18 protein-coding genes are annotated in these 14645 nt (G+C 71.9%); 9 read left to right on the plus strand and 9 right to left on the minus strand.

Annotation, left to right across the window (positions count from 1 at the left end):
• Positions 1-5 precede the first annotated feature (5 nt).
• The 4 genes from ACIQTP_RS31865 to ACIQTP_RS31880 all read right to left on the minus strand — a co-directional run bounded on the left by ACIQTP_RS31865 (position 6) and on the right by ACIQTP_RS31880 (position 2472).
• Positions 6-428, minus strand: coding sequence for a PRC-barrel domain-containing protein (locus ACIQTP_RS31865; protein WP_403406379.1), 423 nt, complete (start codon positions 426-428; stop codon positions 6-8).
• The gene (locus tag ACIQTP_RS31870) at positions 425-1021 is read right to left on the minus strand and encodes a PRC-barrel domain-containing protein (protein WP_403406382.1); all 597 of its coding nucleotides are present in this window, start codon (positions 1019-1021) and stop codon (positions 425-427) included. Before ACIQTP_RS31870 ends, ACIQTP_RS31865 begins: the two co-directional genes overlap by 4 nt.
• Positions 1021-1164 (minus strand): hypothetical protein, encoded by a 144-nt coding sequence (locus tag ACIQTP_RS31875; protein WP_402040389.1) that lies wholly within the window; start codon positions 1162-1164, stop codon positions 1021-1023. Before ACIQTP_RS31875 ends, ACIQTP_RS31870 begins: the two co-directional genes overlap by 1 nt.
• Before the next feature lie 126 nt (positions 1165-1290).
• Entirely contained in the window at positions 1291-2472 is a 1182-nt protein-coding gene (locus tag ACIQTP_RS31880) for a PP2C family protein-serine/threonine phosphatase (RefSeq protein ID WP_403406387.1), read from the minus strand.
• A gap of 126 nt (positions 2473-2598) precedes the next feature.
• Between ACIQTP_RS31880 and ACIQTP_RS31885 the strand changes: the two genes are divergently transcribed.
• Together ACIQTP_RS31885 and ACIQTP_RS31890 are read left to right on the plus strand one after the other, a co-directional pair.
• A complete protein-coding gene (locus ACIQTP_RS31885) occupies positions 2599-3111 on the plus strand; it encodes a MarR family winged helix-turn-helix transcriptional regulator (RefSeq protein WP_403406390.1) in 513 nt (170 codons plus the stop codon).
• A 261-nt stretch (positions 3112-3372) separates the two neighbouring features.
• Complete coding sequence (locus tag ACIQTP_RS31890) at positions 3373-3702, plus strand: STAS domain-containing protein (protein WP_403406393.1); 330 nt, start codon at positions 3373-3375, stop codon at positions 3700-3702.
• Between the two features lie 7 nt (positions 3703-3709).
• On the opposite strand, the gene ACIQTP_RS31895 is transcribed toward ACIQTP_RS31890, so the two are convergent.
• On the minus strand, positions 3710-4237 hold the full coding sequence (locus ACIQTP_RS31895; RefSeq protein ID WP_403406395.1) for a MarR family winged helix-turn-helix transcriptional regulator: 528 nt from the start codon (positions 4235-4237) through the stop codon (positions 3710-3712).
• Between the two features lie 232 nt (positions 4238-4469).
• Here ACIQTP_RS31895 and ACIQTP_RS31900 point away from each other — a divergent pair, with 232 nt between their 5' ends.
• The 5 genes from ACIQTP_RS31900 to ACIQTP_RS31920 all read left to right on the plus strand — a co-directional run bounded on the left by ACIQTP_RS31900 (position 4470) and on the right by ACIQTP_RS31920 (position 9890).
• Complete coding sequence (locus ACIQTP_RS31900) at positions 4470-4922, plus strand: ATP-binding protein (RefSeq protein ID WP_403406398.1); 453 nt, start codon at positions 4470-4472, stop codon at positions 4920-4922.
• 35 nt (positions 4923-4957) lie between these two features.
• Positions 4958-6229: a PP2C family protein-serine/threonine phosphatase gene (locus tag ACIQTP_RS31905; RefSeq protein ID WP_403406402.1), complete on the plus strand. Its 1272-nt coding sequence runs from the start codon at positions 4958-4960 to the stop codon at positions 6227-6229.
• Entirely contained in the window at positions 6226-7893 is a 1668-nt protein-coding gene (locus tag ACIQTP_RS31910; protein ID WP_403406405.1) for an ATP-binding protein, read from the plus strand. The genes ACIQTP_RS31905 and ACIQTP_RS31910 overlap by 4 nt, the downstream gene beginning before the upstream one ends.
• A complete protein-coding gene (locus ACIQTP_RS31915) occupies positions 7890-8333 on the plus strand; it encodes a response regulator (RefSeq protein ID WP_402040413.1) in 444 nt (147 codons plus the stop codon). Before ACIQTP_RS31910 ends, ACIQTP_RS31915 begins: the two co-directional genes overlap by 4 nt.
• 228 nt (positions 8334-8561) lie before the next feature.
• Entirely contained in the window at positions 8562-9890 is a 1329-nt protein-coding gene (locus tag ACIQTP_RS31920; RefSeq protein WP_403406408.1) for a diacylglycerol/lipid kinase family protein, read from the plus strand.
• Positions 9891-10193: 303 nt separating this feature from the next.
• On the opposite strand, the gene ACIQTP_RS31925 is transcribed toward ACIQTP_RS31920, so the two are convergent.
• The gene (locus tag ACIQTP_RS31925) at positions 10194-10421 is read right to left on the minus strand and encodes a DUF5133 domain-containing protein (protein ID WP_403406411.1); all 228 of its coding nucleotides are present in this window, start codon (positions 10419-10421) and stop codon (positions 10194-10196) included.
• Between the two features lie 261 nt (positions 10422-10682).
• On the opposite strand from ACIQTP_RS31925, the gene ACIQTP_RS31930 reads away from it, so the two are divergent.
• Both ACIQTP_RS31930 and ACIQTP_RS31935 read left to right on the plus strand, forming a co-directional pair.
• Positions 10683-11204, plus strand: coding sequence for a DinB family protein (locus tag ACIQTP_RS31930; protein WP_403406608.1), 522 nt, complete (start codon positions 10683-10685; stop codon positions 11202-11204).
• Positions 11205-11291: 87 nt separating this feature from the next.
• Positions 11292-11774 carry a helix-turn-helix domain-containing protein gene (locus ACIQTP_RS31935; RefSeq protein WP_403406413.1) on the plus strand — a complete coding sequence of 161 codons (483 nt, stop codon included), beginning with the start codon at positions 11292-11294 and terminating at the stop codon, positions 11772-11774.
• A 69-nt stretch (positions 11775-11843) separates the two neighbouring features.
• Here the strand turns inward: ACIQTP_RS31935 and ACIQTP_RS31940 are convergent, their stop codons facing one another.
• The 3 genes from ACIQTP_RS31940 to ACIQTP_RS31950 form a co-directional block, all read right to left on the minus strand.
• Positions 11844-12446 (minus strand): ClpP family protease, encoded by a 603-nt coding sequence (locus ACIQTP_RS31940; RefSeq protein WP_403406416.1) that lies wholly within the window; start codon positions 12444-12446, stop codon positions 11844-11846.
• Between the two features lies 1 nt (position 12447).
• Positions 12448-13101, minus strand: coding sequence for an ATP-dependent Clp protease proteolytic subunit (locus tag ACIQTP_RS31945; protein ID WP_403406419.1), 654 nt, complete (start codon positions 13099-13101; stop codon positions 12448-12450).
• Between the two features lie 193 nt (positions 13102-13294).
• The gene (locus tag ACIQTP_RS31950; RefSeq protein WP_403406422.1) at positions 13295-14533 is read right to left on the minus strand and encodes an epoxide hydrolase family protein; all 1239 of its coding nucleotides are present in this window, start codon (positions 14531-14533) and stop codon (positions 13295-13297) included.
• Between the last annotated feature and the right edge of the window lie 112 nt (positions 14534-14645).

The raw sequence follows: 14645 nt of genomic DNA on the forward strand, positions 1-14645 counted from the left end.
CGACCTCAGCCGGTCCGTACGACCAGGGCGTAGTCCCCGAGTCCGATCAGCCGGTCGCCCGGGATGTCGCCCAGGGCCGTGCACATGTTCTCGACGCGGCCGGTGACCGGGTCGAAGGCGATGTCCCGCACGGTGCCGCGCTCGTCCCCGTCCTCGGTCAGGACCCGGACGCCCACGACATCCACGGGCGCCGGGGGAGGGGTGGTGTCCAGGGCGGTGTCCGACCGGACGAGGACGGCGTCCGGGCCGATCACGTGCAAGGCGCTCCAGTCGATCGCGATGTCCTTGCGACCCCGGGCCGGTGACAGCCGCACCTGGCCGATCAGCCCCGACGCGACATCGATCATGAGTGACTTGACGACGCCGAGTTCGTTCGCCTCGCCGAGCGTGACGACCGGCAGGCCGCGGATCTGGGAGAACAGTGTCACGGTGTGGGTTCCGTCCGGTCAGCGGTGTCCCGGAGCCGGAACGCCTCGACCTGGGCGGCGAAACCGGCCAGGTCGTCCGCGACGAAGCGGGTCGCGTCCGCGGGGATGACAAGAGCCTGTCCCGACACGGCGAGCGTCTCGCCCCGGGGGACGTACACCTTGCGTCGGCGGCGCTTCGAACCGGGCTCCAGGGACTGGCGGGCCGCGATCCGGAACCCCACCACGCGCCCGCTGATACCGGCCTGGACGACGAGGTCCAGCACGGTCCCGACCTCCGTGCCCCCGTCCGTGAGCACCCTGGCGCCCAGCACCCGGCCGTGCGCCGCCTCGTCCCGAGCGACCACCGCGGCCGGTTCGGCGAGGACCTCCCGGCCGAGGATCATGACGGCGTCGCGGCCCAGCGAGTGGACCGCGCTCCACGGCAGGCTCTGCTTCGACGGGCCCGCGAGCAACCCCCGGCCGTTGAGCGTAAAGCCGGTGACACGTCCCGCGGGCCCGTCGAAGACGGTGTCCTTGACCCGCGCCACCGCCTCACCACCCAGGGTGACCACCGGTCGTCCACCGAGGTCGCGCGCGGACATCAACTCGCTCATCAGACCTCCCGCTTCCCGAACCGGTGCCCGCGCCGCACGGCGATGACGGTCCCCGACCGTCTTCTCGTCTGCACCCAGACCGCCGCCACGCTCAGCAGCACCAGGGCCGCGACCACGACGACCAGCCACATCAACCAGTCCACCGTCCACCTCCGGGCCTTCGGGCCCCGGCCGCCGTCGACCGGATTCCGCCCTGTCCGGGTGCCCCGGGCGGACCGGGGAATGCGCCGTGGCCGCCGTCATTTCGGCGGCCGAGCCCGGGTCCGGCGTCAGCCGGACGGCGTGCCGGCCGGTCTGCCGGACCAGTCGAGACACACGATCAGGGCGTCGTCCAGCGGCTCGGTGACGCGGTAGCGGGCCAGTTCGTCGAGGACGGCGCGCGGGACGTCGGCCGCGGGCAGCAGGGCGGTGGCCGACACGGCACGGGCCAGCGCCCGCTCCCCGAAGACCTCGCCCAGCGGGGACAGGGCGTCGTACACGCCGTCGCTCACCACCAGGAGCCGGTCACCGGGCAGGACGCCGAACTCCTGTGCCACGTAGTCGGACTCCTCGAACATGCCGAGTGGCAGCTGCGCCTCCAGCTCGATCCGCTCCACGGCCGTACCCCGTCGGCGCCACATCCGGGGCGAGCCCGCGTCCACCGCGAGCGCGCGGCCGGTGGCGAGGTCGAAGGAGAGCAGCAGCGCCGACACGTGCTGGTCGCCGTGGTGCTGGGCGTAGAGGGCCTGATCGGCGAGTCTGGCCTGGTCGGCGACCGGGAGCCCGGCGCGGCGGGCGTTGCGCAGGGCGCCGACGGCCAGATGGGTCAGCAAGGACGCGTGGATGCCGTCCCCCATCCCGTTGATGATCGACAGGGTGAGCCGGTCCGCGTCCGAGGACCAGTCGAAGTTGTCCCCGCGCACCGCGTAAGCGGGCTCCAGCTGGGCGCCGACGGCGAACTCCTCGCGGGCACAGGCCCGGCCCGGGAGCAGCTCCCACTGCATTTCGGCGGCCAGCGTCAGCCGGCCGACCCGCCGGGCCTGCCGGTAGACGTCGGTGTTCCGTTCGGCCACGAGGATCGCGTGGCCCAGCAGATCGGCGACCTGCGCCAGCTCGTCGGTCACCGCGGGGTCCACAGGTCCCGGAGGCAGCAGGACGGTGAGGATGCCCAGACGCTCGCCCCGGGCGGAGACCGGCAGATGCAGACGCGTCCGCTCGCCGTTTCGGGGGCGCTCCTCGTGCGGCTCCTGACTGCCGAAGGCCCGGCTCTCGGGGCTGTTGTGCAGGGACACGGCACGCGCGGGGTCGCCGGGCTCCTCGACCGGCTGGAGCACGGTCATCCCGTAGTCCGCCAGCAGCAGGTCGGCGTCGATCGCCCCCCAGACATCCGTCAGGAGGGGGCGCAGGGTGTCGAGCAGCGCGTGCGGCGGGGCCGCGCGCAGGGCTCTGTCGACGTCGTTCACAGAGGTCACGGTCGTGATGACTTTCTCGTGCGGTTGTCGTGCGAGTGGGTCTGCGTGGTCGCAGTGGTCTGTTTCGAGGGCTCCGGTGGGCCGGCGCGGCTGGTAATGGCCTTCAGGAGATGACAAGGTGGATCGGTGCCTCGCTCGATCCGTCCACCCGTCTCCCGAGACGAAGCCGCGCACACGCTCGACGCCGTCTCGGAGCTCCTCGAACTCCTTTGGGGTCGAGGGCAGGAGTCCGCGCCGTCCGGACCGGTGCCGCCCTCTCAGCTACGGGCCCTGATCGTGATCGAGCAGGGCGGGTCCATGAATCTTCGCTCGCTCGGTGACGCCCTGGCCTCGCGTCCCTCCTCGGTCAGCCGTCTGTGTGACCGGATGGAGGCAGTCGGCCTGATCCGCAGAGTGCCGAGCTCGACGAGTCGGCGTGAGGTCGAGGTCGGGCTCAGCCCGCTCGGCGAGCAGGTGCTGCGCGAACTCCGGGAGCACCGCGCCCGTGAGGTGCGGGCCGTGCTGGACCAGATGTCCTCGGCGGACGTTGCCCGGCTCACCGAAGGCCTCGAAGCGTTCCGGGCGACGGCGCTGGACCAGCTCGAAGAGCGCTCCGGCGGGTCCGGCCGGGCGCCCGGGCGTGCGACCGGTACCGGTTAGCTCCATCTGCGTCCCTTTCGGTGCGACCCATCACTGCGACAACCGGCCCACCGGTCGCCGGACTTGGGATCGCAGGGGGACCAGATTGTTGCCTGACAGCAATTGTTGTCAAATGACAACGATCGGCTACGGTAGTGCCTGACACCGCTCCTTCGCGGCGTTGTGGCGCACCGTCGCCATGCGGTTACCCCACTCTCCGCGGATTCGACAACATTTTGAGGGATCGCTGTGCATTCAGGCCGGAGTCCAGGTCAGGCGGCCATGTCGCTGTCCACGCGCGAGGCCGGTCGCTCGACCGTGATCGCGGTGCGCGGCGAGGTGGATCTCGACAACGTGGGCGAACTCGACGAGGCCCTCGCCGCGGCGGGCCGGGCCTGTCCGGGCGCGGTGGTCCTCGATCTGGCCGCGGTGACCTTCCTGGACTCGACCACGATCAACGTCGTCCTGCGGGCCCACGGGGTGCTCGGCCCGCGGCTCCGGCTGGCCGCTCTGTCCCCGTTCGTGGAGCGTGTGCTGGACATCACAGGCCTCATGGACGTGCTGCCGGTCTTCCATGCCGTGCAGGAGGCGCTGGAGGCGGATGCGGTCTGAGGGCGCGTCAGGCGGACCGATCGCGCTGCCCGGGTGTCTCCGCGTGCCCCGGATGCCCGTGGGCCAGGGACGCGCCGAGCGAACGCAGGGCGGCCAGCAGGCCGCTCAGATCGGACTCCGGCATCCGTAGCAGGGCGTCCTTGATCCAGGCGGTGCGCTGTTCCCGCACCCGGTCGAGGGCGGAGCGGCCGCGGCCGGTCAGACTCAGGCCGACGCCCCTGCGGTCCTCGGTGCGCGGTGAACGGGCCAGGAGCCCGGCTTCTTCGAGCGTGTCGCACACCCGGCTCGCCCGGGAGCGGCTGATCTGCGCCCGCTCGGCGAGTGCCGCGAGCGTCAGACCCGGATCCGTGCCCACCAGGGTCAGGGCGCGCAGCAGCGGCGGCGACAGTCTGCTGTCGACCTCGACCGCGGTTCGCGCCGACACGGAGACCAGGATCTCCGCCGCGGCCGCGAGCCGGTCGGCCGCCTGGAGCAGGGCGTTGTCCCGTTCCCGGAGCGGTATGCCGTCACGTACTTCGGGGTCCTGTCCGTCCATCCGTCCGCGCCCCTTGCTCGCACCGAGAACTCGGTGACCTGTCATGCCTCGCCTGGTGGCCCTGCCCGGACGCGTCCGGATGACACCGTTGCCTTGTGGGAATCGTGTGCGGAAGCCACCGGGACGGGGGAATATCGGGGTGACTGCGGAGGACTTCACGGGGTACGAGCCACTGTGCAGCAGTGTTCGGACGCGTAATGTCCGGACATACCGGCATCCGAGAGAGAACCACATGATCGAGCGCTTGGACGGAGCGGTGATACCGACTGGCTTCGACGTGCCCGTGGAACCGCTTCGGCGCGCGGCGCACTACACCGGCGAGCCGGGGTGCATCGCCGAAGCACGCCACTTCGCCGAGCTGTTCGTCGAACAGCTCCGTTCGGAGTGGTGCGCCGAGATCGGCGCACAGGCCACCGGCGACCTCCTGCTGGTCGTCAGCGAACTGGTCACCAACGCGGACCGGCACAGCCACGGGCCGTACATCCTGGAACTGGAGGGAACCGACACCTCCGTGACCGTCACCGTGTACGACAGCAGCGCCGCCCTGCCCCGGCGCTATCCGCGGGATCCCGAACGCGTGGGGCGGCACGGCCTGGAGATCGTGCACGCGCTCGCGACGGAGGTGACCGTCGGGCGGGTACCGGTCGGGAAATGCGTCAAGGCCCAGCTCGCCCTGCGCCGTTGACCCGGAACGACGTATCAGTAGGCTCACAGCGCACCATGGTCGGCGTGGGTCAGCCAGAGGGGGCGAGCGTGGCGGATCGCCTGCCGCGGACAGGTGAACGAGGCGCGGTGCCCCGGCAGAGGAGTTCGGATCCCCGCTGGGCCCTGGACGCCACCGCGGTACTGCTGCTGGTCGAGGACGACGCCGGAGACGCGCTGCTGGTGCGGGAGGTGCTGGCCGACAGCGGACTGCCGATGGAGGTCACCTGGTGCAAGTCCCTCGCCGAGGCACGCGTGTTCCTCGACGCCACGTCGTACTCCGTGTGCGTCCTGCTGGACCTGCATCTGCCCGACACCCACGGCCTCAGCGCGGTCCGGCTGGTGCGTGACGCGGCGCCCGACGCCGCCGTCGTGGTGCTCACCGGAGTCGCCGAGAACGAGGCCGGACTCGCCGCGGTGGCCGAAGGAGCGCAGGACTTCCTCGCCAAGGACGGCCTGGACGCCGAGGCGCTCAGCCGCGCGGTCCGGTACGCCCTGCAACGCAAGCAGGTGGAGCGTTCGGGCGCCGAACTCCAGGCGAGCCGGCTGCTGGCCCGGGAGAACGCGCGCCTGGAGCGTGGACTGCTGCCCACGCCCCTGCTGCGGGGCGCCGGTTGCCAGGTGGCCTCGCGCTACAGCCCGGGACGCGACCACGCCCTGCTCGGCGGCGACTTCTTCGACGTCGTCGAGGGCGACGACGGCACTGTGCACGCGGTGATCGGGGACGTCTCCGGCCACGGCGCGGCGGAGGCCGCCCTCGGCGTCTGTCTGCGGGTGGCCTGGCGGGCCGCCGTGCTCTCCGGATGCGTGGGCACGCGCCAGCTCGAGCTCTTGGAGGAGATCATCGACGCCGAGCGCGCCGCGGACTACATCTTCGCCACCCTCACCGTGCTGCGGATCGCCAAGGACCGCAGCCGTATGAGCGTGATCCGCGCCGGACACCCGGGACTGCTCGTGGGCACACCGCGCGGCATCGAGTTGTTCGAGCCGACCCCGGGCCCCGCGCTCGGACTGCTCCCGGGCCGGGCCCACTGGCCGGAGACCGAGCTGCCCGCGCACGACATCAGCGCCGTGACGCTGTTCACCGACGGTCTCTTCGAGGGCGTCGTGGCCCCGGGCCGGCGGCTGGGAGAGGAAGGACTGCTCGAGGTGGCGAGGAAACACCAGACCTTGCGGGGGCGGCCGTTCGTCGACGCGGTGGTCGAGGACGTCGCCGCGCTGACGGCCTCCCACGGCGGACTCGCCGACGACGTGGCCGTCCTGCACCTCGCGACGGACGGAATGTCATGACCCGTACGCCGAACGACCCGGGAGCGGACGACGCCACGGCGGACCGTCCCGAGGACAAGAAGCCCACGCGCGTCGCCCGGCTGACCGTGCAGGGCTGGATCCATGTGGTGCTGGCCGCCAACGTACTGCTGGTGATCGTCTTCGCCGTGTCCGGCGGAGTCCTCCAGGCCCGCGCCGACGACCGCACCGATCTGCTCACCGACCGCATCCAGCCGGCCCGTGCCGCCGCCTACCAGCTGGAGACCTCGCTGGTGGACCAGGAGACGGGCGTACGAGGCTATGTACTGAGCAGGGACACCAGTTTCCTCGATCCGTACGCGTCGGGGGCACGGGACGAGAAGACCTTCCAGGCCCGCCTGGCAGCGGAATTCTCCGACCACGCCCCGATCGCCGCGGACCTGAAGGCGGCCGGCCGCCTCAGTGACGCCTGGCGCCGTGACTACGCCGAGCCGCTGATCAAAGCGGCCCGCACGCCCGGCGGCGCCAAAGCCCCCTCCCTGGATGCGAGCAAGGCCAAGTTCGACGAGATCCGGGGTCAACTCGCCATCCTGGAGAAGGACATCCAGCAGCTGCGCGACCGGACCCGGGCCTCGGCCGAGGACAGCCGTCGGTCCCGCGACCTCCTCTTCGGCGGCATGCTCGCCGCCTTCCTGGCGAGCGGCCTCGCGCTGACCCTGCTGCTGCACCGAATCGTGGGGCGCCCCCTGCGGGTCCTGGAAGCGGCCTCGGTGGACGTCAGCGGCGGCGCGTTCGAGCGCAGGATCCGGCTCGACGGGCCGCGCGACCTGGAGAGGGTGGCCCGGGCCGTCGAGGAGATGCGCCGCCGCATCGTCGAGGAACTCTCGGCCTCCCAGGCCCGCGAGGGCCTCCTGGAGCGGCAGACCGAGGAACTCGACGCCCAGACCCTGGAACTGAAGCGCTCGAACGCGGAGCTGGAGCAGTTCGCCTACGTCGCCTCGCACGATCTGCAGGAACCCCTGCGCAAGGTCGCGTCCTTCTGCCAGCTCCTGGAGAAACGGTACGGCGACCAACTGGACGACCGGGCCAAGCAGTACATCGACTTCGCCGTCGACGGTGCCAAACGCATGCAGATCCTCATCAACGACCTGCTGACCTTCTCCCGCGTCGGCCGCGTCGGCGAGGAACCGGTCCCCGTCGCGCTCGACGACGTACTGGACCGGGCACTCGGCAACCTCAGCGTGGTCCTGGAGGAGACGGGTGCGCGTGTCGTACGGGAGGGGCCGCTGCCCACCGTGACGGGCGACGCCACCACCCTGACCATGCTCTGGCAGAATCTGATCGGTAACGCCGTGAAGTTCCGCCACCCCGACCGGCCGCCCGAGATCGCCGTCCGCTGCGAGGCGGAGCCGGAGGACGGACAGTGGCGGCTGACCGTACAGGACAACGGCATAGGCATCGAGCCCGAGTTCAGGGAGAAGGTTTTCGTCATCTTCCAGCGGCTGCACGGCCGCGACGAGTATGAGGGCACGGGCATCGGCCTTGCCGTGTGCCGCAAGATCGTCGAACATCACGGGGGTGCCATCACCCTGGACGGCACCGCCGGTACGGGCACGTGCGTGACCTTCACCCTGCCCATGGCGCGACCGGAACCCGACCTCGGATCCGAGCAGGCAGCGCGCCCACCCGAAGGAGCACACACGTGACCACCCCCGTCGAACCCATCCAGGTCCTGCTCGTCGAGGACGACCCCGGCGACGAACTGATGACCCGAGAGGCGTTCGAGGACAACAAGATCCGCAACACCCTGCACGTGGTACGGGACGGCGAGGAGGCCCTCGACTTCCTCTACCGCACCAACCAGCACACCGGGGCACCGCGCCCCGACCTGATCCTGCTCGACCTCAACCTGCCCAAGTACGACGGGCGCCAGGTCCTGGAGCGCATCAAGTCCGACGACGATCTGGCCCACATCCCCGTCGTCGTCCTCACCACGTCCTCCGCCGACGAGGACATCCTGCGCAGCTACAAACTGCACGCGAACGCCTATGTGACCAAGCCGGTCGACCTCGACCAGTTCATCGCCGCGGTCCGCCAGATCGACGACTTCTTCGTGACCGTGGTGAAGCTGCCCAAGACCACCTGACCGCCGCCCCGACCGGGGTCCATGAATGCGCGAACTCGGGGAACAGGGACAACGGCGGCACAACCTTGCCGACCAGGAGATCTGTTGTCGAGACGCGAGGGTGGGCCACTGATGAGAAGGCGCGGGACGGGGCGATGGACGAGCGGTGGGACGCCGTGGCGGCCGGGCGGGGCGACCATGGGGTCGGCTGGCCCCTCCGGATGGCGGCGGACCGTGGGGGGCGGACTCGTGTGGAGTGCCGCTGCCGCGGCCCTCGGCGCGTCAGGAAACCGGACCGCGCGCCGGGCCGCGCTGCGCGGCATCGGCACCGTCGCCATCGCCTCGGCCGTGACCCGCGTGCTGGCGCGCCCGGCGGCCCGCGAGGCGCAGCCGCTCGACGCGGCCGGCCGGGTCGCGTCGGCCGCCGCGTTCGCCGTCGGCGTCCTGCTCGAAGCGCCCCGCTACGGCCTGTTCGCGGTGCCCGGCGCGGCGGCACTGACCGTGGCCCGCACGCGCTCGGGGGACCGGCGTCCGGGCGACGTGGCCGTGGGCGTCGCGATCGGTGTCGGCGCCGCCGCGCTGACCGCCCGCTGGTGGCCCGTCAAACCGGAGGCTGCGGCCGCGGCGGCCCGGCCGCGACGGCCCGCTCCCGCGCTGCCCGGGGGCGCCGGACTGCACATCGTGGTCAACCCGTCCTCGGGGCTCTCGTGGAGCGCCGACACCCCCGACGCGAGCGCGTATCTGCGCGCCGCGCTGCCCAAGGCCGAGATCACGGTGCCGCAGGAGGACCAGGACCTGGTGGAACTCCTGGAACAGGCCGCCCGGCGGGCCAAGGAGGAGGGCGGCGCCCTCGGCGCCTGCGGCGGGGACGGCACGATCAACGCCGCGACGGAGATCGCCGCCCGGCTCGGCCTGCCGCTCGCGGTCTTCCCCGGCGGCACCTTCAACCACTTCGCCGTCGACCTCGGCAACCAGACCCTGGAGGACGTCGTACGAGCCGTGCAGGCGGGCGACGCGGTCGTCGCGGACCTCGGGCGCGCCCGCGCCCCCGGCGGGCCGGAGCAGGTGTTCCTCAACACCTTCAGCCTCGGCGTCTACTCGGACCTGGTCGGGGCCCGGGAGAAGCTGGAGCAGCGGATCGGGAAGTGGCCGGCGCTGGTGGTCGGACTGGCCAGGGTCCTCGCCAAGGGCAGCCCCGTGAACGTCTCGGTCAACGGCCGCCCCAAGCGTCTGTGGCTCCTCTTCGCGGGCAACGGCATCTACCACCCCGCCGGGTTCGCCCCCACCTACCGCACCCAACTCGACGACGGACTGCTCGACGTCCGTGCCGTCGACGCCGGTACTCCGCTGGCCAGGACCCGGCTGCTGCTCGCCGTCCTGACCGGCACCCTGCACAACAGCCGGGTCCTGACCACGGCGCAGGTGCGGGGCCTGCGGCTCGAAGTGCTGCACGGCGACCCGCGGTTCTCCTACGACGGCGAAGTGACCCGGGTCGCGGCGCCGAGGCTGGTGCTCGACAAGCTGACACGGGCCGTGACGCTGTACCGGCCCGCGGAGAAGGACCAGTGGCTGCGCTGAAGGGGCCGAAGGGTGGGGGGGGGGGGGGCCCGGGGGCCCCCCCCCCCCCCGGTATAACAAACAAGCCGAGGTCCACCACGGGCCCATGGGGCCCACGGACCGGCCCCCGGGGAGGGGGGGCGGGCCCCACCCCCGGCCCCCCCGGGGGCGCCCCCGCCCCCCCCGCCCCCCGCCCCCCCGGGGGGGGGGGGGCGGGGGGCGGGGGGGGGGGGGGCCCCCCCCCCCCCCCCCCCCGACCCGGTTCAGATCACTCACTGAGCTCGGACACCAGGGCTCCTTGGGCACCAAGGTCCGCGCCTCGGGTCAGGTGGCGAGGACGGAGTCGTCCATCGCGCGGGCCCCGGGCAGCCGGTGGCGGGCCGCGATGAGCGCCGCGTCCACGTCCCTCGTACCGGTCGAGACGCACAGCGTGTAGGCCACGTCGTCCATCCGCCGCCGGACTTCCGCTCCGCCGTTCTCGGCGTGGAGCGTGCGCAGGGTGACGTACTGCTCGACGAGGTTGCGCAGTACCACGGGGTGGGCCATCAGCACGGGAGTCCTCCGGTTGGGTGGGCCGACTGGTCGGTCGTGTCCGGTGATCGTTCCCGATCCCGGCTACCCGGTCCTTCCCGATTTACGCGGGCCGGTCCTCGCCCCGACTCCCGGGCACGGCGGGCGATGTGACACCGTTTCGGGACGGCGGAAAACCGGTGGCGGATCACGGTCGGGGAGTCGATGCTCGTAGGCATGGCCGACACCACACTTCCACAGTCCGCAAACACCTCGTCCGAGCGAACCTTCGGGTGGTCGGACATGTTCGTGCACCCGGACGACGATCCACGCTCCGACGGGGGATTCGTGGGGGAGCGGGACACGCTCGTCGGGTATCTGCGCGACCAGCGGCTGACGTTGGAGATGAAGTGCGCGGGTCTGGACGCCGAGGCGATGGCCCGGCGTTCCGTCGAGCCCTCGAACATGTCGCTGCTCGGGCTGGTGCGTCATCTGGCGGGGGTCGAACAGGCCTGGTTCCGCGGGGTGCTGGCCGGCCAGGACGCGCCGCGGCACTACCGCTCGGACGGCGACCCGGACGGCGACTTCAACGGCGCGGTCCCCGACCCCGAGGTGGTGGCGGATGCCTGGGACACCTGGCGCTCCGAGGTGGCCTTCGCCGAGCGGTTCGTGGACGAGGCCCGCGACCTCGGCATCACCGGCACCCGCCACGACGAGCCGATCGCGCTGCGGGAGGTGCTGGTGCACCTGATCGAGGAGTACGCCCGGCACAACGGCCACGCGGACTTCCTGCGCGAGCGGATCGACGGGCGCGTCGGGCAGTGACGGGCGCGTGACGTGGCTCGATTCCCCCGAGAGCGGAATGCCGAGCCGATCCCTTCCCTCGCGGCTCGGCACTTCTAGGCTGAAGGGGTGAGCAACCAAGCGCCGAACGAAGCCCGCGTCATTCCCCTCCGCCCGGCGACCGGCCCGGCTCCGGTCACCGGTCCGGCGGCCCGTCGCACCGGCCCCGCCGCCCCCGTGGCCGACGCGCCCCAGCGGCCCCGCCCGGCCCTCGCGCCCCGGCAGGCGCCACCGGCGCCCAGGAGCAGGGAGCCGCTGTGGCGGGACCTGGTGGGTGACGTCCTGCGGCGCGAGCGGCTCGCGCAGGAGCGGACACTCAAGGACGTGGCCGACGCGGCCCGGATCTCGATGCCGTACCTCTCGGAGCTGGAGCGCGGCCGCAAGGAGGCCTCGTCCGAAGTCCTCGCGGCCGCCGCGCGCGCCCTGGGCCTCGGGCTCACCGATCTGCTGTCGCTGGCCCAGGGCGAACTCACGCGCCTCGCCCAGGTGCGGCCCGCCCGCCACCGCACCCGGTCGGCCTCGCAGCACGACGGCATGTGCCTCGCCGCCTGACCGGGACGGCGGGCCAGGGCCTGCCCGGCGGACCATGCCGCAGCGGCGGGCCCTGGCGGTGGTCCGGTGTCAGACCGGCGCGAGCCGTCGGCTCAGGACCTCGTCCGCGAGCCCGTAGGCCACGGCCTCCTGCGCGGTGAACACCTTGTCGCGGTCCATGTCCGCGCGCAGGGTCGGCACTTCGTGGTGCGTGTGCCGGGAGAGGACCTCCTCGACCTGGGCGCGGATACGGAGCATCTCCTTGGCCTGGAGGGCGAGGTCGGACACCGTCCCCTGCCGCCCACCGCTCGCGGGCTGGCCCAGCAGCACACGCGCGTGCTCCAGCACGAACCGCCGTCCGGGATCCCCGCCGGCCAGCAGCACCGCCGCCGTGGAGGCCGCCTGGCCGACGCAGAACGTCGAGATCGGCGCCTGTACGAACGTCATCGTGTCGTAGATCGCCATGAGCGAAGTGAACGACCCACCGGGCGAGTTGATGTAGATCGCGATCTCGCTCTCCGGGTTCGACGACTCCAGATGGAGGAGTTGCGCGATGACGACGTTGGCGACCCCGTCGTCGATCTCGGTGCCGAGGAAGATGATCCGCTCGGACAGCAGCCGGCTGAAGACGTCGTAGGACCGTTCGCCCTGCGGGGTCCGCTCGACGACGTTCGGGATCGTGTACGTACCCATGTCAGAGCCCCATCCGTCGCCGTGACGCGGCCGGGCGGACGTCGTCGAGCGACTCCACGACCCGGTCCACCATGCCGTACTCCCTGGCCTGCTCGGCCGTGAACCAGCGGTCCCGGTCGCCGTCCCGGGAGATCGTCTCCTCGCTCTGGCCGGTGTGCTCCGCGGTGATCCGCTCGATGGCCTGCTTCGTGAACTCCAGGTTCTGTGCCTGGATCTCGATGTCGGCGGTGGTGCCGCCGATACCCGCCGACGGCTGGTGCATCATGATCCGCGCGTTGGGCAGCGCGTAACGCTTGCCGTGCGTGCCGACGCTGAGCAGGAACTGCCCCATGCTCGCGGCGAATCCCATGGCGAGGGTCGAGACGTCGTTGGGGATCAGACGCATGGTGTCGTAGATCGCGAGCCCCGCGGTCACCGATCCGCCCGGGCTGTTGATGTACAGGCTGATGTCGGTGCGCGGATCCTCCGCCGACAGCACGAGCAGCTGGGCGCAGACCCGGTTCGCGGACACCTCGTCGACCTGGGTGCCGAGAAGGACGATCCGCTGTGCGAGCAGCTGCGCGGCCAGATGGTCGTCGAAGCGGGTCGCGGGGGTGTCGCCGTCCTCGGCACGCGGTGCGTGGGCCGGGTACCGGCCGGTGATGAGTGGAGTCATCGGTCCTCCTCGTGGTGGCGCGGCTGTCGTCGCCGCGATCCCCACTCTCGGACCGAAGGCCCTTGCGGATCAGCTTTCTCTGCCCGCGGCAGATTCGCCACGGGCAGAGGGGGATACGGGGTTGCCGCCACCGGGGCCACCGGCGCCACGACGGCCCCGGCGGGGGGCCGGGGCCCAGGTGTCCGCCCCGTGCTCAGGAGCCGGCGCGCAGGTCCCGGAAGAAGGACCGCACATCCTCGACCAGCAGCTCGGGCTCCTCCGCCGCGGCGAAGTGTCCGCCCCGGTCGAATTCCGTCCACCGCACGATGTTGTTCGTGCGCTCCGCGATGTGCCGCAGCGGTACGAGGGGCTCGTGCGGGAAGACGGCCAGTGCGGTCGGCGCCGTCGACGGCTCGGGTGCGGTGCCCCAGTAGTCCGCGTGCGCCCGCTCGTAGTAGATGCGGGCCGAGGACCCTGCCGTGGCGGTCAGCCAGTACAGCATCACGTTGGTCAGCATCAGGTCGCGGTCGACGGCTTCCTCGGGGCGGTCCTTCGCGTTCGTCCACGCCCTGAACTTCTCGGCGATCCAGGCGAGTTGACCGACGGGAGAGTCCGTGAGCGCGTAGGCCAGGGTCTGTGGCCGGGTGCCCTGGAGCTCGGCGTACCCGGCCTCCTCGCGGCGCCATTCCAGACCTCCCCGCCATGACAGCAGCGCGCGCTCGCGCTCCTCGGGGCTCAGCGCGGCCAGCTCCTCGGGCGTCGGCTCGGTGACCGCGGACGATCCGGGCAGCAGGTTCAGGTGGACACCGATGAGCCGCTCGGGGTACGCCCTGCCCAGCTCCCGGGAGATGGCCCCGCCCCAGTCGCCACCCTGGGCGCCGAACCGCTCGTACCCGAGCCGTGTCATGAGCTCGGCGAAGGCGGCGGCCACCCGTTGGAACTCCCAGCCGGTGTCCCGGGTGGGCCCCGACAGCCCGAACCCGGGAATGCTCGGTACGACGAGATGGAACGCGTCGGCCGGGTCGCCGCCGTGTGCGCGCGGGTCGGTCAACGGGCCGACGACGTCGGTGAATTCGACGATCGAGCCGGGCCAGCCGTGCGTGATGACCAGCGGGGTCGCGTCCGGTTCCGCGGAACGGATGTGCGCGAAGTGGATCCGCGCGCCGTCGATCTCCGTCGTGAACTGCGGCCATGCGTTCAACCGCGCCTGCGCCGCCTGCCAGTCGTAGTCGTGCCGCCAGTACCGTACGAGTTCGCGCAGGTACTCCCGCGGGACGCCGTAGGCCCAGCCGACCCCCGGCAGTTCGTCGGGCCAGCGGGTGCGATCGAGTCGTTGGTGCAGGTCGTCGAGGTCGCTCTGCGGGAAGTCGATACGGAACGGCTCGACGCGCGCGCTGTCCGGGACCGAGGAAGGGGTGGAGGAAGGGGTCGGGGAATCAGCGGAGGAGGTCATGTCCGCGCATGCTATAGCGCCCCTTGGAGGGCGCGCCGAATGACGCGACCGGCCGCCACCGTCCCTCCGGCGAAAGGATCCCGCGCGACGCCGATGAGTTTTGGGACGACGA

Origin of the sequence: Streptomyces sp. NPDC090798 (genome assembly GCF_044768965.1) — a bacterium.
GTDB lineage: Bacteria > Actinomycetota > Actinomycetes > Streptomycetales > Streptomycetaceae > Streptomyces.